This window comes from Amycolatopsis solani, assembly GCF_033441515.1.
In the GTDB taxonomy this organism is placed as follows: Bacteria; Actinomycetota; Actinomycetes; order Mycobacteriales; family Pseudonocardiaceae; genus Amycolatopsis; species Amycolatopsis solani.
The window spans coordinates 1,762,911-1,782,400 of sequence record NZ_JAWQJT010000001.1 but is presented as its reverse complement, the minus strand read 5'-3'; the positions used below and the strand labels follow the sequence as shown (position 1 = coordinate 1,782,400).

Here is a 19,490-nt window from a genome sequence, read left to right as displayed (position 1 = left end):
AGCTAACACCACAGCGGGACGGCCGCCGCGAACTGCGGGACGAGCCGCGCGCCGAGGGTCGCCTTCATCTCCGTCATCTTCTTGCCGAACACCACCGACGCGCGGCCGTTCGCGATCGCCCAGCGCACCGCCTCGCCGTAGAAGTGGAAGTACAGGTTCGGGCGGCCGCCGTCCTCCGGGGGCAGGGCGCCCCAGTGCCGGGCGATCGGCAGGTCCGGGTGGTCGAGCAGGGTCGCCAGCGCGATCAGCCGTCCGGTGCGGGTGTCGCGGTACTCGATCACCGAGACGTCGGGCTGGCGCAGCAGCGCCGCCAGGTAGCCGGTGAAGTGCGGCAGCGGCACGATCGGCACGTCGTGGTGCTTGCGCTCGTTGCACCGCAGCACCTCGGCGACGGCGACCGGGTCGGCGTCCTTCCCCGGCACGAACCGCACCTCGACCGACGGGTCGGCGTCGAAGGTCCGGAAGATCTTGCGCAGGTTCTGCTTCCGCTTGCGGGCCAGCGAGTTCATCCAGTCGTCGCGGGAGCCGAACGCGGCGACGTCGAGCACCGCGACGTCCTCGGTCCGCCGCACCAGCCGGAACCGGCCGTCGACGGCGGGTACGCCCGGCTCGCCGACCTGCCGCAGCAGCAGACCGCGCAGGCCGCGGCCGAGTTCGGCCCGCATGGCCGGGACGTACGCCTCGAGCAGACGGGTGACGCCGCCGTCGCCACCCGCGTCGGCGAACCACCAGCCCGGCTGCGAACCCGCGCCGGGCCCGCGGACGTCGAGGCCGCCGAACCGGCCCCGGCCCGGGCCGGCGAACCGGTTCCGCCGCGTCCGGCCGGTGACCCACGCGGCGCTGACCACCCCGGTCGGTTCGGCGCCTTCGCGCAGCACCGTCACCGGTTGCGGCGTCCGCGCGGCCCACGCCTGGGTGGCGAGCACCGCCCAGCTCCAGTCCGCGCGCAGGCCGGCCCGCGCGCGCAACGCGGTCCAGTACGCCGGTTCCGCGTCGTGGCGCGGGTCGAGCACGTCGATCACCACCGCGTCACCGGCCTCGGCACGACCACGCCGGTCATCGGGCTCGGGCTGAACCCCAGCGACGCCTTGAGGTCGGTGACCCCGCGGCCCAGCGACAGGAACTTCCGGTTGTGCTCGATCATGTGCCGCACTCCTCGCACGACGACGTCGAAGTAGAGGTGCTTCGGCCGGCCGCCGTCGGGTGGCAGCGCGGCCCAGTGCTGGTGCAGGGGCATCACCGGGTGGTCGAGCAGATCGGTGAAGGCGAGCAGCCGCCCGTCGGCGTCGTGGTAGGTCGTGGTGACGACGTCGGGGCGGCGGACGAGCTCGCCGAGGTACTCGGCGGTGACCGGGCCGCGCTGGTCGAACTTCACCGGGCCCTTGGTCTCGCGGTGGGCCCGCAGCATCGCCGCCAGCTCTTCGGGATCGAGGTCGTCGCGCGCGGTTCCCTCGCGGACGACCACCCCGGGGTCGGCGGCGATCTTGCGGATCTGGCCGCGCAGGCTCGAGCGGCGGTTGCGGCTCAACGACGCGAGCCAGTCGTCGAGGTCGCCGAAGGTGTTCTCCAGCACCAGTGCGGGCTGGATGTCCCGGACGAGCCGGCCGCGCCCGGCCACCAGCCCGGCGGTGTCCGGGGTGGCCGCGCGGTACACGACGCCGAGGCAGCCCGGGCCGGTGCGCCGGCAGGCGGCGCGTTCGAACCGGCGCAGGATCTCGCGGCGCGCGGCGGCGTCGAGCGCTTCGGCGAACAGCCACGCCGGGTAGCACGACAGCCAGGCGTGCTGGACCTCCAGCCAGCGCGGCGTCCACCGCGCGACGCCGCCGACCGGTCCGGGCGCGGCCGAGCCGCCGGGGTGGCAGACCATCGCGAGCACGGCGGCGACGAGCTCTTCGCCGTCGCTGACGACGGTGAGCAGGTAAGGGCTGCGTGAGCACCGCGACTCCGTGCACAACAGGCCGTAGTCCCAGGTCAGCGGGGCCTGCTGGGCTTCGAGGAAGGCGGCCCAGCCGGCGGGTTCAGGGTCGGTGCGCGGGTCGAGCACCCGGACGGTCCAGGTCATCGGCCCAGCACCGGCCTCGGGACGGCCACCGAGAAGAGGCTTCGCGTGCCGAAGCCCAGCGACGCCTTCTCCGGCAGCATCGCGCGCCCGGCGGTCAGCTCCGGCCGTCCCGCGGCGATCACGTGGGCCACGCACCGGGCGTAGCAGTCGACATAGAGACCCTTTCGGCCCCCTTCGGCGCTCGGGAGGGCGGCCCAGTGGTGCACCGCCGCGCCGTCCGGGTGGTCGATCATCGTGTTGAAGCCGAGCAACCCGCCGTCGCCGTCGCGGTAGGTCCGCGTGATCACGTCCGGCCGCCGGACGAGCACGTCGAGGTAGGCCGGGGCGATCGGGCTGCGGGTGTCGAGGTGCAGCCCGCCGACGCGCGAGCGCTGGCCGCCGGCCCACGCGCGGTCGTCCTGCCGCGCGCGGTGGACGTTGAGCAGCACGGCCAGCTCGTGCGGATCGAGGTCGGTGCGCCCGGCGGCGGCTTCCGTGGCGACGTCCGGGTTCAGGTACCGGCGGACGTCCGGGGCGAGCGCCGCCGCCCATTCGTCCACAGTGGAATAGCGGTTGACCAGCACGGCGGCCGGGTCGATCTCCCGGCTGATCCGCGCCCGCCCGGCCAGCGCGGGCACCAGCTCGGGGTTCATCGCCCGGTAGACCACGCCGAGCAGGCCCGGGCCGACGTACTCGCGCAGGGCCCGTTCGAACTGCCGGATCGCCGTGCGCCGCTCGGTGAAGTCGTCGTCGAACACGCACGCCGGATAGCCGCTCAGCAACGGGAGGTAGACCTCGGCCCAGCGCGGCCGGAACCGGCCACCGGAGACCGGCCCGAAGGTGCCCGCACCCCAGCCGCGGCACACCATCACCGACAACGCGCCGACGACCGAGGAGCCCTGCCGGACGACGGCGAGCACCGGCGGGTTCTTCGCCAGCCACGCCTCGCGCCGCAGCAGCTCGTAGTCCCACACCGGCGGTAGGCACCGGGCGCGGAACGCGGCCCAGCCGTCCGGCGGCGGATCGGTGCGGGGGTCGTGGATGTCCACTTGCGACACCGCGGTCACGGTCTTCACCGGCCCAGCACCGGCCTCGGCACGGCGGCCGTGTAGACCGGCCGGGGCCGGAACCCCAGCTCCTGCTTCAAGTCGATCATGCCGCGCCCCGCCGACAGTTCCCGGGCGCCGCGCTTCGCGGTGAACCGCACCGCGCGCACGTACGAGTCGAAGTACAGCCACTTCTTCCCGCCCGCGTCCGGCGGCAACGCGGCCCAGTGCTGCAGGACGGGGGTGTCCGGGTGGTCGAGCATCGTCTGCACCGCGAGCAGCTTCCCCCCGGTGTCGGTGTAGGTCAGGGTGTGCACGTCCGGCCGCCGGACGAACCGGTCGAGGAACCCCGCCGACGGCATCGTGCGGGTGTCCAGCGCGAGCCGCCCGTACCGCTCGCGGTGCGCCTGGATCAGCCCGGCCAGCTCGGCGCCGTCGAGGTCGGTGCGGCCCGCCCCGCCCCGGATCACCAGCGAAGGGTCTTCGGCGAGCCGGCGCCGCTGCCGCCGCAACCCGGCCCGCCGCGACTTCGACAGCGACGCGATCCAGTCCTCTTCGGACGCGAACCGGTTTTCCAGCACGGCCACCGGATCCACCCGCTTGACGAGCCGGCCGCGGCCGCCGAGGCCGATCGCGAGGTCTTCGCCGAGCGCTCGGTGGACGACGCCGAGCAGGCCGGGGCCGAGACGGCGGCCCAGCTCCCGCTCGAACTCGCGAACCAAACCGGCTCGGTCGCCGACACCCGGCGCGAACGCGATCCCCGGGTAGCCGCTCAGCCACGGCTGGCAGACCTCGGCCCAGAACGGGCGCAGCAAGCGCTTCCCGGGCCGCGGCGCGAACCGCGGCGCCAGCCGGGGCCGGCAGACCAGCACGGACACCGCGGCGACGGGCGCGTCCCGCTCGGCCGCGACGACCAGCAGCTGCGGGTTGCGGGCGCCCCAGGCTTCGAGGCCCATCACCCCGTAGTCCCACACCGGGTGCAGCCGCGCGGCCCGCGAGAACTCCGCCCACCCCGCGGGCGCCGGGTCGGCGCGGGGGTCGTGGACCGAAAACCTCATGTCAGGACGACCGGGGTGCCGTGCCGCGGGCAGAACGCGATCTCGCCCCGCACCCCGCCGGCCGGGACGACGTCCACGAACCGCGGGGAAGCCTGGCGCAGCAACGTGAACGCGAGCCCCGCGGCCGTCGGGCGCGCGTAGACGTGCGGCCAGTCGAGGTGCCACCGCCCGCAGCCGCCCAGCGCGCCGAGGTACCCGAGCACCGGATCGTGCAGCACGCCGTACGGGCCGGCGTCCAGCGAGTCGAGCTCGCGGTGCGGCACGGCTTCGACGCGGTGGTCTTCGATGAACGCCGCGAGCGCCTTGTCGTCGCCGACCGCGAGCACGCGGTGGCCCCGGCCCAGCACCGCGGCGAGTTCGCGCAGCACCGCCGCGCTCGGCGCGTCCGGATCGGCGACGCAGCCCCGCACCCCCTTCGGCAGGTCGGCGGGCGGGCGCAGGTCGTCGGGCCCCAGCAGGACGACCAGGCTGCCGGGACCGGGACGGCGAGCCGTCCGCAGGACGCGCCCGAGCCCACGCGCGGGCTCGGGCTGCCGGGCGCCGCCGGCGAGCGGCACGAGGTCGACGAGTTTGCGCACGGCTTCCGCGAGGGGTGCCGCGCCGCCGTTCGTCCCGGTGCGCCCGGGCACCACGACCGGGTCCTCCCGGCCGTCGAGCGCCCAGCGCTCGCGGTAGAACGGCACCGTCGCGAACGCCGAGCGCACCGCCCGCGCGTGGGCAGCGCGCCACGCCACCCCCGCCCCCAGATTCCACATGGCCGGGGAGTCTGCGCCACCGACCGGCCCGCGGGGAAGGACTTGGTCCTCAGGTCACCCCGAATGCCGGATGGGTTACTACTTTGGTCTGGGTCTGAACGGTGGAATTCGCAGAACTACCGTCGCCGTTTCCCGATCCGTCTGCTTATAACTCCCGCCACACCGCAATCGGCAAGCGGTCTTATCGGATCCTGGGGAATTCATGATCACCATTCGCACTGTCGGTGACCGCGCGGACACGAATTCGACACACCCACCTGAGCAGGGAAGATGACCACCCCATTTCCCGGCCCTGCCCACAGTGGACTCTCCGTGGTCATTCCGTGCTTCAACGAAGTCGAGAACGTCGAACCGTCCTATCGGGAAATAACCAACGAACTAGGTCACTATTCACTGGAACTGTTTTACGTCGATGACGGGAGCACCGACGGAACGCTGGACAAGATCCGCGCGCTCGCGGCCGCGGACGCGCGCGTGCGGTATTTGTCCTTTTCTCGGAACTTCGGCTTCGAAGCCGCTTTCTCGGCCGGCTACCGCTACGCGTCGCTGCCGTGGGTCCTGCACGTCGACGCCGACCAGCAGTTCCCCGCCGCCGAGGCGGAGAAGCTCGTCGCGGCGGCCGAGCTGGGCAACGACGCGGTGTTCGGCGTCCGCACCAACCGCCAGGACCCGCGGCTGCGGCGGTGGGGCACCGCCGCGTTCCACTTCCTCGGCCGGCGCGTGCTGCGCATCGAGATCCCGCCGGGCGCCACGGCGTTCCGGCTGGTCCGCGCGGAACTGGCCCGCAAGATCGTCGACCTGCGGCTGGGCACGCCGTACTTCCTCGCCACCGTGCCCCGGCTGACCAGCCGGTACACCTGCGTCCAGGTCGCACACCGGGCGCGCGAACGCGGCGAGTCCAAAGTGGGCTTCGGGTTCCTGGCTTCGCACGCCATCGAACTCTTCGTCGGGTTCACCCGGCGGCTCACGACGGCGGCGTCCGCGACGGCCCTGCTGGCCGCGGGGATCGCGGTGCTCGCCGGCGGCGCGGCGGCGTTCGGCCTGCTCGGCGCCGGGGTCACCGCCACGCTGCTGTTCGCGTTGCTCGCGGTGCTGCTGCTGGTGGCGTCGCTGACCGTGCGCTACCTCGTCGTGGTCGGCGCGGGCCAGCCGCGGCCACGGCAGTTCTACGTCCGGGAAGCGAACGTCGTCGTCGACGCCGAGGACCGGCTCTTCACCCCGGCGGACCCGGCGGGTCCCCGGCTCATCGATGTGCACCTGGGGAAAGGCGTTTCGGCGTGACCAGTTCGAAGAAGGACCCCGCGAGAACCCTGGTGATCCTGGGGGGCGCGGACGGTTCGGTCAGCACCTACGAGCGGGCGCGGGAGCTGGGGTTCCGCACGCTCTGCGTCGACGTCCGGCCCACCGCGCCCGCGGTGGCGTACGCGGACGAGTTCCTGCAGGTCAGCGTGCGGGCACCGGAGCAGATCGCGGCGGCACTGGAGGGCCGCCGCGACCTCGCGGGCGTGCTCTGCCCGGCCAGCGACGTCGGCCTGCCGGCGCTGGCGTGGCTGACCCGCCACTGGGGCCTGCCCGATCCCCTGCCGCGGTACGCGGTGGAGGCGTCGACGGACAAGGCGGTGTTCCGCGCGCTGTGCGATCACCTGGGCCTGCCGAGCTACCGCAGCGTCGACGGCCGTCCCGGCCCGGAGCTCGTCCACGCCGCCCAGCAGCTGCGCTTCCCGGCGCTGGTCAAGCCGGTCGACTCCTCGGGCAGCCGCGGGGTCGTCTCGTGCGCGGGACCGGGCCGGCTGACCACGGCGTTCACCGAGTCGCTGGCGTTCTCGCCGTCCGGCCGCCTGGTCGTGGAGGAGCACCTGGACGGCTCGCACTTCACCATCGAGGCGCTCGTCGTCGACGGCCGGATCGTCTTCCACGCCGTGACCGAGCGGGTGCTCACGCCGCCGCCGTTCTTCGTGACGTCGTCGCACCTGCTGCCCGCCGAGCTGCCCGCCGACGTCGAGCTCAGCCTGATCGAAGCCCTCGACCAGATCTGCACCGAGCTCGGCTACCGGACCGGACCGCTGACGCTCGACGCCGTGCTCGGCCGCGACGGGCGGCTCTACCTCATCGAGATGGGCGCCCGGATGGGCGGCAACGGGCTGGCGGAAGCGATCGCGCACTGCCACGGCGCCGACCTGATCGCGGCCGGGATCGCCGCCGCCACCGGCGACGAGGTGCGGCTGGACCTGCACGAGCCGAAGCCGACGCTGGTGCACATCCTGGCGTCCGACCGCGGCGGGCACCTGTCCCGGGTGGACGGTGTGGCCGACGTGCGCGCGCTGCCCGGGCTGGTGGGCCTGCACCTGTTCGCCGACGAGGGTTCGTTCGTCCGGCCCTACGAGCAGGCGGGGCACAAGCTCGGGTACGTGGTGCTCACCGCGGACTCGGTGCCGGAGCTGCTCAGCGCGGAGAACGCCGTGCGCGGCACGCTGAAGTTCCTGCTGCACGACCAGGACATGGCGGTACCCCTGCCGTGACGGGGCCTTCGGTCGCCGCCGCACCGGTCGTGGCGCCGCCACGGCCCGCGGTGGTGCTGCGCCTGCTCGCCGGCCGGGGCGTGTTCCGGCTGTCGGTGCAGGTGATGGGGCTGGTCCTGATCACGGCGTGGGGCGCCCGCGACTACGGGCGCTTCGCGAACGCGCTCGGCCTGATGACCTGGCTCAACTTCGTGCCGGCCGCCGCGGAGAAGTCCGCGCTGAAGAGCCTGCCGCGGCTGCACCGGACCCGGGACGCCGTCGCGGCGCTCGCGGTCCGGCTCGCCGCGGTGCCGGTGCTGGCGGTGCTGGCCGCGACGGCCGCCGCGCTGGTGGTGGCACCGCGGTCGGACGCGGCGCTGTACCTGACGGCGGCGGCCTGGTCGATCTCCGGCGGGCTGCTGATGACGGTGTCCGGCCTGCACCGGTTGCGCGAGAAGTCCACTTTGGACGCACTGGCGTTCGCCGCCGGCTCGGTCGTGGTCGGCGTCGTGACGTGTGTGACGTGGGCGGTGCGCTGGCCACCGGAGACGCACTTGGCGGTGCTGCTGGGCGGGCTCCTCGTCATCCTCGGTACGTCGGTCGCCCTGCTGCCCCGGCCGTGGCTGCGCGGCGGCGGGGTACCGGGGCACCGGCTGCTGCCCGCGTTCGGCCGGAGCACGGTCCTGCTCGGCCTGACCGAGCTGCTCGACGTCATCTCGACGTCGGTCGTGTTCGCGGTGCTCGCGCTGTCCGGCCGGACCACCGACAGCGGCCCGTTCTACCTGGCGCTGCTGGTGTCGAGCGCGTTCTGCTCGCTGCTGTACTACCAGCTCAAGCTGCACCAGCCGGCGGCGTCGCGGCGGATGCGCGGTACGGGCGCGGCGGCCGGGCGGGCGCGGGCGGGCGCGCTGCTGCGGCTGGTCGAACGCGCCGGGATCGCCGTGGTCCTCCTGCTCGGCGCGGGTCTCGCCATCCCCGGGACCCGCGCTTTCCTCGCGGCGGAAGACGCCTACGTCGTCCTCGGGGTGCTCGTGCTCGTCGAGACGGCGCTGTACGCGACCGGGCTGTACGCGGGCTTCCTGATCGAAAACACCAACAGCAAGGTGCTGACGCTGACGTCCGGCACCGCCGTCGTTTCGCTCGTCGCCACCGCCGTGGGCGCGGTGCTGCTCGTCCCCGTCCTCGGACCGGTCGGCGGGTTCGCCGCGCTCGTCCTCGCGCTCGCGGTGAAGGCGGCCGTGCTGCGGCGCCTGGTCCGCCGGCACTGAACCACTGGGAGGAATCATGTACGTACTGGGCATCAGCCGGGTGCACGACTCGGCGGCGGCACTCGTGCGCGACGGCGAGATCGTCGCGTTCGCCGAGGAGGAGCGCTTCACCCGCGTGAAGCACGACGGCGGCTTTCCCGCCGAGGCCATCAAGTTCTGCCTGGAGCGCGCCGGGATCACCCTCGCGGACGTCGACCACGTGGCCTACTACTGGCAGCGCTGGAAGGAAGGCATCCACGCGGCCAAGGTGTTCGCGCGGTACTTCCCCGGCACGCTCGACGTCTTCCGCAACGCGAACGGCGACGAGGGCGGCAAGTCGGCGGGCATGGTCGACACGTTCCGGACCGGCGGCGGGAAGGGCCACGACGACTACCACGTCGGCGGCGCGGTCCTCGCGCACATCAAGCGGTCCTACACGCTGGCCGACGACGTCAAGGCGGCCGTCGGCTGGACCGGGCCGACGAAGTTCAAGACGCACCTCGTCGACCACCACCGCGCGCACGCGGCCAGCGGGTACTTCATCTCGCCGTGGGACGAGTCGGCGGTGCTCACCTTCGACGGCATCGGCAGCGACGGCACGGCGACCTACCTCGCGCACGGCCGCGGCAACCGGATCGTGGACCTGCGGCGGATCAAGTTCCCGCACTCGCTGGGCGCGATGTACGCCGGCGTCACCGGTTACCTCGGCTTCTACCCGACCCGCGACGAAGGCAAGATCATGGGCCTCGCGCCGCTGGGCGAAGACACCTACGTCGACGCGTTCAAGCAGCTGATCCACCTCGGCGACGACGGCGGGTTCGAGCTGGACCTGTCCTGGTTCGGCCACCACCGCACCGGCAAGCACGTGATGTCCCGGAAGTTCACCGACACCTTCGGTCCCGCGCGGCCGAAAACCCGCGTCACGGCGGCGAACCCCGTTCCCCAGCACTACTGCGACATCGCGTACGCGCTGCAGGTGACGCTCGAAGAAGCCGGCCTGCACCTGGCGCGGTGGCTCCAGCGCGAGACGGGCTCGAAGCGGCTGTGCGTGGCCGGCGGGGTCGCGTTGAACAGCGTCATGAACGGGCGGATCCTGCTGGAAACGCCGTTCGAGGACTTCTTCGCCCAGCCCGCGGCGGCCGACGACGGCTGCGCGCTCGGCGCGGCGCTCGACGTCTCGGTGTCGAAGTACGGCAAGCCGCGCCCGCGCGACGGCTACACCTACACCGGCCCGGACTACACCGAGGCCGAGATGGAGCTGGCGCTGCAGGACGCCGGCGTCGAGTACGAGCGCGTCGGCGACATCGCCGCGCACACGGCGGCGAAGGTGGCCGAGGGCAAGATCGTCGGCTGGGTGCAGGGCCGGATGGAGTGCGGCCCGCGGGCGCTGGGCAACCGGTCGCTCGTCGCCGACCCGCGCGACCCGGAGTCGAAGACGCGGATGAACGAGAAGGTGAAGCACCGCGAGGCGTTCCGGCCGTTCGCGCCTTCGTGCCTGGAAGAGCGCGCGGGCGAGTACTTCGTCAGCGACTACCCGTCACCGGTGATGCTGCTGGTGTTCGACGTCCTGCCGGACAAGCGCGCCGAGGTCCCGGCGATCACGCACGTCGACGGCACCGCGCGGGTGCAGACTGTGAGCCGTACCGACAACCCGCTGTACTACCGGATGATCAGCGAGTTCGAGAAGCTGACCGGGGTGCCGATGGTCGTCAACACCTCGTTCAACGACAACAACGAGCCGATCGTGGCCAGCCCGGCCGACGCGATCGCGTGCTACCTGAAGACCGACGTCGACGCGCTGGCCCTCGGACCGTTCTGGGTGGAGAAGGAACTGTGACGCTCTTGGAATCGCCCGGCCCGCTCGCCGCCCTGTACCGGCGGCGGCAGTGGCTGTGGCTGGTGGCCGCCGTCCCGGCGGTGGTCACCGCGCTGCTGATCATGGTGGTGCTGCCGCCGGACCAGACGCTGGACAACGTCGGCGACTGGGCGTTCAAGCTGTGCCCGTTCGTCTTCGCGGTGCTGACGGTCTCGCTGTTCCCGCGCGGGCGGTACGGGCCGGCGTTGATCGTGTTCGCCGTGTTCGTCTACATGTCCTATTTGGACACCGAGCTGGTGATGCGGGTGCAGGAGTTCGCGCGGTCGTCGTCTTCGGACGACGCCTTCCAGCCGGTGTACCAGTTCGAGCTGTTCGTGACGACGTTCATCGTGCTGTTCGCGCTGCTGGCCTACCGCCTCGGCGGCGCGCGGACGGCGAACGTGCTCAAGGTCGGGATCGCGTCGATCCTGGTGGTGATTTCCGGCGCGAACGACCTGACGTTCTGGGCGCTCAACGACGTCTGGGCGGCGGGTTCGAAGCCGACCGAGCTGAAGTGGGCGTCGCACATGATCGTGTTCCTCGGCGGCCCGCCGAGCGTGCCGGCCGCGGTCGCGTTCATGGCCGTGCACCTGGTGCTGGCTGCGATCGTGGTCGCGCTGCCGGTGGGGCGCTGGGTGTCAGTCAGAGTCCACGGTTCACGGCCTGCAGCTTCGTGACGGCGGCCGCGTCGCCCTCGAAGTCGAGGTGCGTGGCGTCGCGGCCGAACACGAACAGCAGCAGATCGATCGGTTCGCCGACGACGGTGACGGGATCGGGCCCGGTCTTGACGGCGGCTTCGCGGCCGTCTTTCGTCCGCAGTGTGACACCGACGGGCGCCTTGCGAAGGTTGAGCTTGGCGGCCTGTTTCGCCGACTTCCAGGCGGCGGCGTCCCGCGTGCCGTCGGCGGGCCGGGGTTCCCAGCCGGGCTGCGCGCGCCGGACGTCCTCGTGGTGGACGAGGAACTCGGCGGTGTTGGTCAGCTCGTCGAGCGGACCGATCGAGGTCGGCCAGAACTTGGACGGGCCGCTTTTGACCTGCCCGACCAGCTCCGCCCACGGCTTGGCGGCGTAGCGGTCCTGGACTTTCTGGGTGTGCCCGGCGAGAGCCGGGATGACGATCCCGGGCGCGGCGTCGGGACGGTGCTCGCGCACGACGAGGTGCGCGGCGAGGTCACGGGTGGTCCACCCCTCGCACAACGTGGGCGCGTTGGGCCCGAGTTCGGCGAGGAGGGAGCTCAAGGCCTGGCGTTCGTCAGCAGCGACACCCATGTGGTCGACGTTACTCGCCGGTAGAGGCCCTGGCGACGGGAAGAGACGCCAAGCACGTCCCGAGCCGGGGCCAGGCGGCGCGGCGCGGCGCGGGCCGGGCGGCGCGGGCGGGCCGGGCGGTGTCGCGAATGACTCATTCGGGACCTCCCAGGTCCCGAATGAGTCATTGGCGACCTTCACCAGCTGGCGAACCGGGGCCCGCTGGCGCGGGCTGGACCGGCGGAGCCAGGTGGGTGCGGCGAGGCGGGGACCGGCGCGCTGGCCGGGGTGGCGCGGGGCGGGTGGGGCCAGCGGAGCGGGCGGGTGGTGCGGACGGGCGAGGCGGGCCGGGCGGCGCAGGCGGGCCGGGCGGCGCGGGGCGGGTGGGGCCCGCGGGGCGGGTGGGCCCGCGGAGCGGGTGGGCCCGCGGAGCGGACGGGCGGGGCCGGGCGAGGCGGGCCGAGCGGCGCAAGTAGGCCGAGCGGTGTCGCGAATGACTCATTCGGGACGTCCCAGGTCCCGAATGAGTCATTCGCGACCTTCACCAGCGGGCGAACCGCGGCGAACAGGGCCAAACCAGGGCAAGGCGGAGCCAGACCAAGCCGAAGCGAGCGGCGGGCAGAGGGTGCGCGGGAAGAGAGTGCGGGCCCGGGTCGTTGATCCAGATGTGAGCCGACTCTTCAGCCCGATCACCGTCCGTGGCCTTACTCTGCCGAACCGTGCCTGGGTGTCGCCGATGTGCCAGTACTCCGCCAGCGATGGCGTGCCGAACGACTGGCACCTCGTCCACCTCGGTCAGTTCGCCGCCGGTGGGGCGGGGCTCGTCATGACCGAGGCCACCGCCGTCACTTCTGAAGGCCGGATCAGTCCGCAGGACACCGGCATCTGGACCGACGCCCAAGCCGAAGCGTGGCGGCGGATCGTCGGGTTCGTGCACGGTCAGGGCACCGCCATCGGGATGCAGCTCGCCCACGCCGGCCGCAAGGCGTCGACGCGGCGGCCGTGGGAGGGGACCGGCAGCGTTCCGCCCGAGGACGGCGGCTGGGAGAGCGTCGGACCGTCCGCGACCGCGTTCGGCGAGTACGCCACCCCGCGCACGCTGACCACCGACGAAGTCAGCGCGCTCCCCCAAGCCTTCGCCACCGCCGCCGAGAAAGCGCAGGACGTCGGCTTCGACGTGCTCGAGCTGCACTTCGCGCACGGCTACCTCGTGCACCAGTTCCTGTCGCCGCTGTCCAACTCCCGCACCGACCGCTACGGCGGCGACTTCGAGGGCCGCACCCGGCTGGCGCTGGAGATCGCCGACGCGGTGCGGGCGACGACCCCGCTTCCCCTGTTCGCCCGGCTCTCCGCGACCGACTGGACCGACGGCGGGTGGACCGTCGACGAGTCCGTCCGGCTCGCGAAGTTGCTGGCCGAGCGCGGGATCGACCTCATCGACACCTCGTCCGGCGGCAACACCCCGCACCCGGACATCCCCGTCGGCCCCGGCTACCAGGTGCCGTTCGCCGAGCGGATCCGGACCGAGGCCGGACTCCCGACCGGCGCGGTCGGCATGATCACCAACCCGCAGCAGGCCGAGGACATCGTCGCCGGTGGCGAAGCGGACGCCGTCTTCCTCGCCCGCGCGCTGCTGCGCGACCCGCACTGGCCGCTGCGCGCGGCGAACGCACTCGGCGCCGAAGTGCGCTGGCCGAACCAGTACGCCCGAGCCAAGTCGTGGCACTAGCGCACTAGTGGTGGAAAGCGGTCGCCTTCGCTGGGTCGTGCGGGCGGCCGCCTTCCTCCGCCAGCTCCGGCAGCACCCGCTCCAGGTCCGCCAGCAGCAGGTCCGCGAGGTCGTGCGTGAAGCCGTTGCGGACGACGATCCGCAGCACCGCCAGGTCCGTCCGGTTCTCCGGGAACGTGTACGCGGGCACGAGCCAGCCCCGCTCGCGCAGGCGGCGTGACACGTCGAAGACGTCGAACCCCACGTCCGGGCGGGTCGTGAACGCGAACACCGGCAGCTGGTCGCCCTTCGTCAGCAACGAGAAGGGTCCGAGCTCCGCGATCCTCGACGACAGGTGCGTCGCGACGTCCCGCGAGGCCTGCTGGACCGCGCGGAAGCCGTCCCGGCCGAGCCGGACGAACGTGTAGTACTGCGCCGCGACTTCGGCGCCCGGGCGCGAGAAGTTCAGCGCGAACGTCGGCATGTCGCCGCCGAGGTAGTTGACGTTGAACACCAGCTCCGACGGCAGCGCGGCCCGGTCGCGCCAGATCACCCAGCCGACGCCCGGGTACACGAGCCCGTACTTGTGGCCGGACGTGTTGATCGACGCCACCCGCGGCAGCCGGAAGTCCCACTCCAGCTCGGGGTCGAGGAACGGCGCGATCATCGCGCCCGAAGCGCCGTCGACGTGCATCGGGATGTCCCAGCCCGTCCGCTCCTGCAGCGCGTCCAGCGCCGCGGCGATCTCCGCGACCGGCTCGTAGCTGCCGTCGAACGTCGAGCCGAGGATGGCCACCACGCCGATCGTGTTCTCGTCGCAGCGCGCGACCGCTTCTTCGGCGGAGAGGTGGTACCGGTCGCCGTCCATCGGTACCAGCCGCGGCTCGACTTCCCAGTACTCGCAGAACTTCTCCCAGCAGACCTGGACGTTGACGCCCATCACCAGGTTCGGCTTCCCGGTGCGCCCGAGCTTCGACCAGCGCCGCTTCAACGCCATCCCGGCGAGCATGCACGCTTCCGACGAACCGGTCGTCGAGCAGCCCATGATGTCCGTGGGGTCGGGGGCGTGCCACAGGTCGGCGAGGATGTTCACGCAGCGCCGCTCCAGCTCGGCCGTCTGCGGGTACTCGTCCTTGTCGATCATGTTCTTGTCGACGCACTCGGCCATCAGCTCGCGCGCCTGCGGCTCCATCCACGTCGTGACGAACGTGGCGAGGTTGAGCCGCGCGTTGCCGTCGAGCATCAGCTCGTCGCGCACCAGTTGCAGCGCGGTGTCCGGCGGCAGCGAGTCGTCGCGCAGCTTGTCGTGCGGCATCACGAAAGCCGCCGCCAGCGCCGGGTTCGCCCCCGCGTAGAGCGGGTTCGTCCCGGCCGTGCGGTCGCGATCGGCTTTCCCCTGGTGCAAGGCCATGCCACCGAAAGTACCGGCCCCCACCGACGAAAAAGGGCCGCTCCGTACGGAACGGCCCTTTCGTGGCGAAAATCAGGCTTGCTGCGCCTGCCACATCCAGTGCGCCTCTTCGAGCGCGCGGGTGATCTCGATCAGCAGGTCCTGCGTCACGAGGTCGCTCTTGTCGGTCTCGTCGATGCGGGCGCGCAGGCGCTCGATCAGCGTCGCGAGGATGTCGACGATCGCGGCGACCGTGGACTCGACCGACTGCCAGTTGTCCGGGTAGTCCGGCGCACCCGAGCTCTCGACGACGGTCTTCGCCTTGCCGTTCGGCGAAATGCCGATGGCGTTGGCGCGCTCGGCGACCTCGTCGACGTACTGGCGCGCGGTGGCCACCAGCTCGTCGAGCTGGAGGTGCGCGCTGCGGAAGTTCGCGCCGACGACGTTCCAGTGCGCCTGCTTCGCGATCAGGGAGAGGTCGACCAGGTCGACCAGCGTCGCCTGCAGGGCGTTGCCGGTGATCTCCTTGTCGGCCTCGGAAAGCGGGCTCTTGATCGGAGACTTGCTCATCTGACGTGATCCTTTCCTCTGACTGGTTCGACGGCTGGGATCAGACGGTGGCGGAGAGCGCGACCTCGATGTTCCCGCGGGTCGCGTTGGAGTAGGGGCAGACCTGGTGGGCCTGCTCGACGAGCTGGTCGGCCTGGGCCTGCTCGAGGCCCGGCAGGGAGACGTTGAGAGCGACGCCGAGGCCGAATCCGACCTCCTGCTTGAGCACGCTCACCTCCGCGGTCACCGTCGAGTCGCCGAGCTGGACCTTGGCCTGGCGGGCGACCAGCTGCAGGGCGCTGTGGAAGCAGGCCGAGTAGCCGGCGGCGAAGAGCTGTTCGGGGTTGGTCTTGTCGCCCCCGGGGCCACCCATCTCCTTCGGGATCGCCAGCGACTCGTCGATGACGCCGTCCGACGAAGTGACTTCGCCGTTGCGGCCGTCGCCGCGCGCCGTCGCCACCGCGGTGTAGATCGCCTGACCCATGCTCAGCCCGCCTTCTGTCCTGGACACTCCTCGACGAGCGTCTCACTGGGCACAACATCCCGCACCCGCGGAACAGTGCCCGCACATGGCAGGCGTCACGTACATCGATTACCCGGGCGCACCCGGGCGAAACGTCATGCGGTGCGCGTCACCGCGAATTCGGCGACCTGGCGCCCGATCAGGCGAAGGGTCCGGACACTCTTCTCGTCCGACGCGCCACCGCCTTCGTCGAACTTGGTCTCGGCCGAGTTGATCGAACCACCCAGTGGGGTGGCCCAGCCGCGCAGCGCGTGCGTGATCGTGCGCAGCTGTTCGAGCGTGGTCACCGCGGCCTGCCAGCCGTAGGCGACGGCGGCGAGGCCGACCGCGCGGCCGTCGAGGTAGGGACGGCGGTCGTCACGCAGGTCCTCGACGTAGTCCAGCGCGTTCTTGACCAGGCCGGAGAGCGCGCCGTGGTAGCCCGGCGAGACGACGATGATCCCGTCGGCCTCGCGGATGGCTTCGACGAGCCGGGTGGCGCGCTCGTCGCGGTCCGGCACGCCGGCGTCGTAGAAGGGGAGAATCAGGTCCGGGCCGGTCAGCAGCCGGGTCCGGACGCCGACTTCGGCCGCGCCGCCGAGCGCGATCTGCAGCGCTCGTTCGGACTGCGAGCCCTCACGGAGCGAGCCGCCGATCCCGAGCACGTTGAGCGTCCTGGCTGAAGTCACGCTTTCCAGGCTAACCCCTCCACTTAACTGGAGGACCAGACTCTGGGACGGAGGTCCTGGTCACAGCTGGACCTGTTATCTACTGGCAAGTAACCTCCTGGGCAGCGCCGAAGCTCAGGAGGAACCATGGCGATCCCGCTCCCGGTCCGTGTCCAGGCGGCCGCGTCCCAGCTGGCGTTCTGGCTGCCCACGCCGGTGCGGCGCGCGGCGGCGGGCCGGACCGTCCGCATCGACGGCCAGGACCTGGCGCTCGACGCCCAGCTGCTGCTCCGGCTGCAGAAGCTCGCGAAGGCCGAGCTCGTGCGCGGCTCGGTCGAGCAGTCGCGGGCCCTGCTCGACGTCGGCAGGCACCTGGTCAGCGGCAAGCCGGTCGAGCCGGTCTCGGCGCGCGAGCTCGCCGTGCCGACGCCGGACGGCGACTTGCCGGCCACGCTCTACACACCGGCCGGGCTGCCCGAGAAGTCGCCGCTGCTGGTGTTCTTCCACGGTGGCGGCTGGGTGATCGGCACCCGCGCGAGCCACGACAACGCCTGCCGCTTCCTGGCCAAGCACGCCGGGGTGCGGGTGCTGTCGATCGAGTACCGGCTGGCCCCGGAGTTCCCCTTCCCGGCGGCGACGGACGACGCGCTGGCGGCGTTCGACTACGCGGTGGCGAAGGCCGGCGACCTCGGCGCCGACCCGGCCCGCATCGCCGTCGGCGGGGACAGCGCGGGCGGCAACCTCGCCGCCGTGACCGCGCAGCAGGCCGTCCGGCGGGGCGGTCCGGCACCGGCGTTCCAGCTGCTGATCTACCCGGCGACGGACTTCGCGCACCGCTACCGCTCGCAGGACCTGTTCGCCGAGGACCTGTTCCTGACCGACGTGCACATGAAGTGGTTCGAGGGCCACTACGTGCCGGAGGGCACCGACCTCACCGACCCGCGGCTCTCCCCGCTGCGCGCGGACGACCTGAGCGGCCTGCCGCCGGCGCTGATCGTCACAGCCGGCTTCGACCCGCTGCGCGACGAAGGCGAGGCGTACGCGGAGAAGCTCGCGGACGCCGGGGTCGAGGTCGCGCTGCGGCGGCACGAGGACCTGATCCACGGGTTCATCAACTTCACCGGCGTCGGAACGCGATTCCGCGAAGCGCTGGCCGAAACGGCGGGCGCATTGCGGCAAGGGTTGTCCGGCCGGGGCTGAAAACGAATCCGGAGCCCGGCGCGGAGAAATGTCCGCGGGCCGGGCTCCGGATCCCCCTGTTTTCCTCGGTGGTTACGGGACGGGCAGCGGTGGTACCGGCAGCGGCGGCACCGGCAGGCCGCCGAGCAGCCCGCCGAGGATGCCGGTGACGGCCGCGAGGAGCGCCTTCACCAGGTCGCTGACGATCTTCAGCGGTCCGGGCAGGTCGGGCAGCGACGGGATGGGCAACGGCAGCGGCGGCAGCTGGCGCGCCTTCGCCGTCGGGTCGGTCAGGAGCCGGTTGGACTCGTCCGCCCGGCCCTTGGCCAGGCCGGCGAGCTGCTCGGTGTCGGTCTGGACGGTGTAGCGCTTGCCGGCCGCGATGTCCGAGAGCACCGGGCTGAGCTGCCCGAGGTCGCCGCGCGTGGCGCCGACGTTGCCCGCGTAGGCCACCTTGGTCAGGTCGTCACGCATCTGGAGCACCTGTGCGGCGAGGGCCTGGGTGCTGGAGGAACCCTTGCCCCCGTCCGGGCTCGCCGAGGCGATCCCCGCCGTTCCGACCGCCAGCAGACTGCCTGCGGCTACCAGGGCGATGACCCGCCCGATCTTGCCTTTCATTCCTTACCTCCTGGCCTCGGGAGACCTGACGGGTTAAATCGATACCCGCCGTGTCGGAGATAAGCCACCCGATCACCGGTTGGAGACGTTTTCTAACCCTTACGTGCCGAATCCGGAAAAGGCGAACTGACCCGCATTTGATTAACGTCGAAACCTTGCCCCTCCCCCTGAAGATCATCATGACCGATCCCGATCGTCACTCAGCGGTGATCACTGTCCACTATGGAACATCCGGGTCACCCACACTGGTGTAAACGGTGATCAATTGGCTTCATCACTCCGTCGGACCGCGTGTCGCGACTGCTCCAGACGGGGCGTCCCCCACGCTCGCACCGCCACCCACACAGGTCGGGACGAGATTCGCCGGATCAGAGCGGCAAACCCAGTTCCAGGTGGGCGACGGCTTCGTCGAGGACCGCCAGCGCGTCGGCCTCGGGATCCGCCGCCGATCCCAGGAACGCGGCCAGGGCCACGCCGACCACCGCGCCCGCCCAGTTGCGGACCTCGAAGCCGCCCGGCTCCCGGCCGGTGCGCTGCGCCGCGAACCCGGCCAGCAGGTCGATCCCCTCGGCGAACTTGTCCATGGCCGCGGTGCGCAGCTCGGGCTCGCGGAGCACGAGCCGCTGCCGCCGGCGTTCGCGCTCCCACTCGTCGGCCGGGAGCACCTCGCGGACGGTGGTCACGGTCGCCCGCAGCGCGCCGATCGGGCTGAGTTCGGCCGGCTGCGCCAGCGCCGCCGCGATGAGCAGCGGGTCGAAGGGGTCGTACAGCACCGTCGCTTCCTTCGTCGGGAAGTACCGGAAGAAGGTGCTGGGCGAGATCTCCGCCGCGGCCGCGATCTGGTCGACCGTCGTCGCGCCGTAGCCCTGCTCGTGGAACAGCCGCAACGCGTGCCGCCGGATCGCGGCGCGCGTCCTGGCCTTCTTGCGCTCGCGCAGGCCCTGCGGTTCAGCTGGCGACGACGTCATGCCCCGATTCTCACGGTTGCGCCCGGGCGACCGCCCGCCCGGGCAGGAACAGCGCCGCCGGCAGAAGTTGGTAGTTGCTATCAAATGGGATCAACTATCAAATTTACCCAGCACCAGGCGCGAAATTTTGTTGCACGCGCGTACCAGGTTGGGTTCTCAT

The 19,490-nt window shown here is 71.9% G+C and carries 19 protein-coding genes; 7 read left to right on the top strand and 12 right to left on the bottom strand.

Annotation, left to right across the window (positions count from 1 at the left end):
• Positions 1-2: 2 nt before the first annotated feature.
• From SD460_RS08975 to SD460_RS08955, 5 genes are read right to left on the bottom strand one after another with little or no spacing between them, the layout of a single operon-like run.
• The gene (locus SD460_RS08975) at positions 3-1,022 is read right to left on the bottom strand and encodes a GNAT family N-acetyltransferase (RefSeq protein ID WP_438860835.1); all 1,020 of its coding nucleotides are present in this window, start codon (positions 1,020-1,022) and stop codon (positions 3-5) included.
• Positions 1,019-2,062 carry a GNAT family N-acetyltransferase gene (locus tag SD460_RS08970; protein ID WP_290052893.1) on the bottom strand — a complete coding sequence of 348 codons (1,044 nt, stop codon included), beginning with the start codon at positions 2,060-2,062 and terminating at the stop codon, positions 1,019-1,021. The genes SD460_RS08975 and SD460_RS08970 overlap by 4 nt, the downstream gene beginning before the upstream one ends.
• Positions 2,059-3,090, bottom strand: a complete 1,032-nt coding sequence (locus SD460_RS08965; protein WP_290053037.1) for a hypothetical protein — start codon at positions 3,088-3,090, stop codon at positions 2,059-2,061. The genes SD460_RS08970 and SD460_RS08965 overlap by 4 nt, the downstream gene beginning before the upstream one ends.
• A 23-nt stretch (positions 3,091-3,113) precedes the next feature.
• Positions 3,114-4,145, bottom strand: a complete 1,032-nt coding sequence (locus SD460_RS08960) for a GNAT family N-acetyltransferase (RefSeq protein ID WP_290052891.1) — start codon at positions 4,143-4,145, stop codon at positions 3,114-3,116.
• Positions 4,142-4,849 carry a hypothetical protein gene (locus SD460_RS08955; protein ID WP_318306550.1) on the bottom strand — a complete coding sequence of 236 codons (708 nt, stop codon included), beginning with the start codon at positions 4,847-4,849 and terminating at the stop codon, positions 4,142-4,144. The genes SD460_RS08960 and SD460_RS08955 overlap by 4 nt, the downstream gene beginning before the upstream one ends.
• 321 nt (positions 4,850-5,170) lie before the next feature.
• On the opposite strand from SD460_RS08955, the gene SD460_RS08950 reads away from it, so the two are divergent.
• The 5 genes from SD460_RS08950 to SD460_RS08930 are packed head-to-tail and all read left to right on the top strand — an operon-like array spanning position 5,171 to position 11,177.
• Positions 5,171-6,181, top strand: coding sequence for a glycosyltransferase family 2 protein (locus tag SD460_RS08950; RefSeq protein WP_318306053.1), 1,011 nt, complete (start codon positions 5,171-5,173; stop codon positions 6,179-6,181).
• Entirely contained in the window at positions 6,178-7,419 is a 1,242-nt protein-coding gene (locus tag SD460_RS08945) for an ATP-grasp domain-containing protein (protein WP_318306052.1), read from the top strand. Before SD460_RS08950 ends, SD460_RS08945 begins: the two co-directional genes overlap by 4 nt.
• Complete coding sequence (locus SD460_RS08940) at positions 7,416-8,666, top strand: hypothetical protein (RefSeq protein ID WP_290062330.1); 1,251 nt, start codon at positions 7,416-7,418, stop codon at positions 8,664-8,666. The genes SD460_RS08945 and SD460_RS08940 overlap by 4 nt, the downstream gene beginning before the upstream one ends.
• 16 nt (positions 8,667-8,682) lie before the next feature.
• Complete coding sequence (locus SD460_RS08935) at positions 8,683-10,482, top strand: carbamoyltransferase family protein (RefSeq protein WP_290062331.1); 1,800 nt, start codon at positions 8,683-8,685, stop codon at positions 10,480-10,482.
• On the top strand, positions 10,479-11,177 hold the full coding sequence (locus SD460_RS08930; protein WP_290062332.1) for a hypothetical protein: 699 nt from the start codon (positions 10,479-10,481) through the stop codon (positions 11,175-11,177). The genes SD460_RS08935 and SD460_RS08930 overlap by 4 nt, the downstream gene beginning before the upstream one ends.
• On the opposite strand, the gene SD460_RS08925 is transcribed toward SD460_RS08930, so the two are convergent.
• Positions 11,143-11,769, bottom strand: a complete 627-nt coding sequence (locus SD460_RS08925) for a TIGR03085 family metal-binding protein (protein WP_290062333.1) — start codon at positions 11,767-11,769, stop codon at positions 11,143-11,145. The two genes, SD460_RS08930 and SD460_RS08925, sit on opposite strands and share 35 nt — an antisense overlap.
• A gap of 604 nt (positions 11,770-12,373) precedes the next feature.
• Between SD460_RS08925 and SD460_RS08920 the strand changes: the two genes are divergently transcribed.
• Positions 12,374-13,477, top strand: a complete 1,104-nt coding sequence (locus tag SD460_RS08920) for an NADH:flavin oxidoreductase/NADH oxidase (protein WP_318306051.1) — start codon at positions 12,374-12,376, stop codon at positions 13,475-13,477.
• A 4-nt stretch (positions 13,478-13,481) separates the two neighbouring features.
• On the opposite strand, the gene gad is transcribed toward SD460_RS08920, so the two are convergent.
• The 4 genes from gad to SD460_RS08900 form a co-directional block, all read right to left on the bottom strand.
• Positions 13,482-14,867, bottom strand: coding sequence for a glutamate decarboxylase (gene gad / locus SD460_RS08915; RefSeq protein WP_290055781.1), 1,386 nt, complete (start codon positions 14,865-14,867; stop codon positions 13,482-13,484).
• A gap of 72 nt (positions 14,868-14,939) precedes the next feature.
• Positions 14,940-15,416 (bottom strand): Dps family protein, encoded by a 477-nt coding sequence (locus tag SD460_RS08910; protein WP_290055780.1) that lies wholly within the window; start codon positions 15,414-15,416, stop codon positions 14,940-14,942.
• Between the two features lie 40 nt (positions 15,417-15,456).
• On the bottom strand, positions 15,457-15,879 hold the full coding sequence (locus tag SD460_RS08905) for an organic hydroperoxide resistance protein (RefSeq protein ID WP_290055786.1): 423 nt from the start codon (positions 15,877-15,879) through the stop codon (positions 15,457-15,459).
• Between the two features lie 134 nt (positions 15,880-16,013).
• Positions 16,014-16,562 carry an NADPH-dependent FMN reductase gene (locus SD460_RS08900; protein ID WP_438860603.1) on the bottom strand — a complete coding sequence of 183 codons (549 nt, stop codon included), beginning with the start codon at positions 16,560-16,562 and terminating at the stop codon, positions 16,014-16,016.
• 150 nt (positions 16,563-16,712) lie between these two features.
• Between SD460_RS08900 and SD460_RS08895 the strand changes: the two genes are divergently transcribed.
• Entirely contained in the window at positions 16,713-17,765 is a 1,053-nt protein-coding gene (locus tag SD460_RS08895; protein WP_290055777.1) for an alpha/beta hydrolase, read from the top strand.
• Positions 17,766-17,837: 72 nt separating this feature from the next.
• On the opposite strand, the gene SD460_RS08890 is transcribed toward SD460_RS08895, so the two are convergent.
• Positions 17,838-18,362 carry a hypothetical protein gene (locus tag SD460_RS08890; protein ID WP_290055776.1) on the bottom strand — a complete coding sequence of 175 codons (525 nt, stop codon included), beginning with the start codon at positions 18,360-18,362 and terminating at the stop codon, positions 17,838-17,840.
• A 368-nt stretch (positions 18,363-18,730) separates the two neighbouring features.
• Entirely contained in the window at positions 18,731-19,330 is a 600-nt protein-coding gene (locus SD460_RS08885; protein WP_290055775.1) for an acyl-CoA-like ligand-binding transcription factor, read from the bottom strand.
• Between the last annotated feature and the right edge of the window lie 160 nt (positions 19,331-19,490).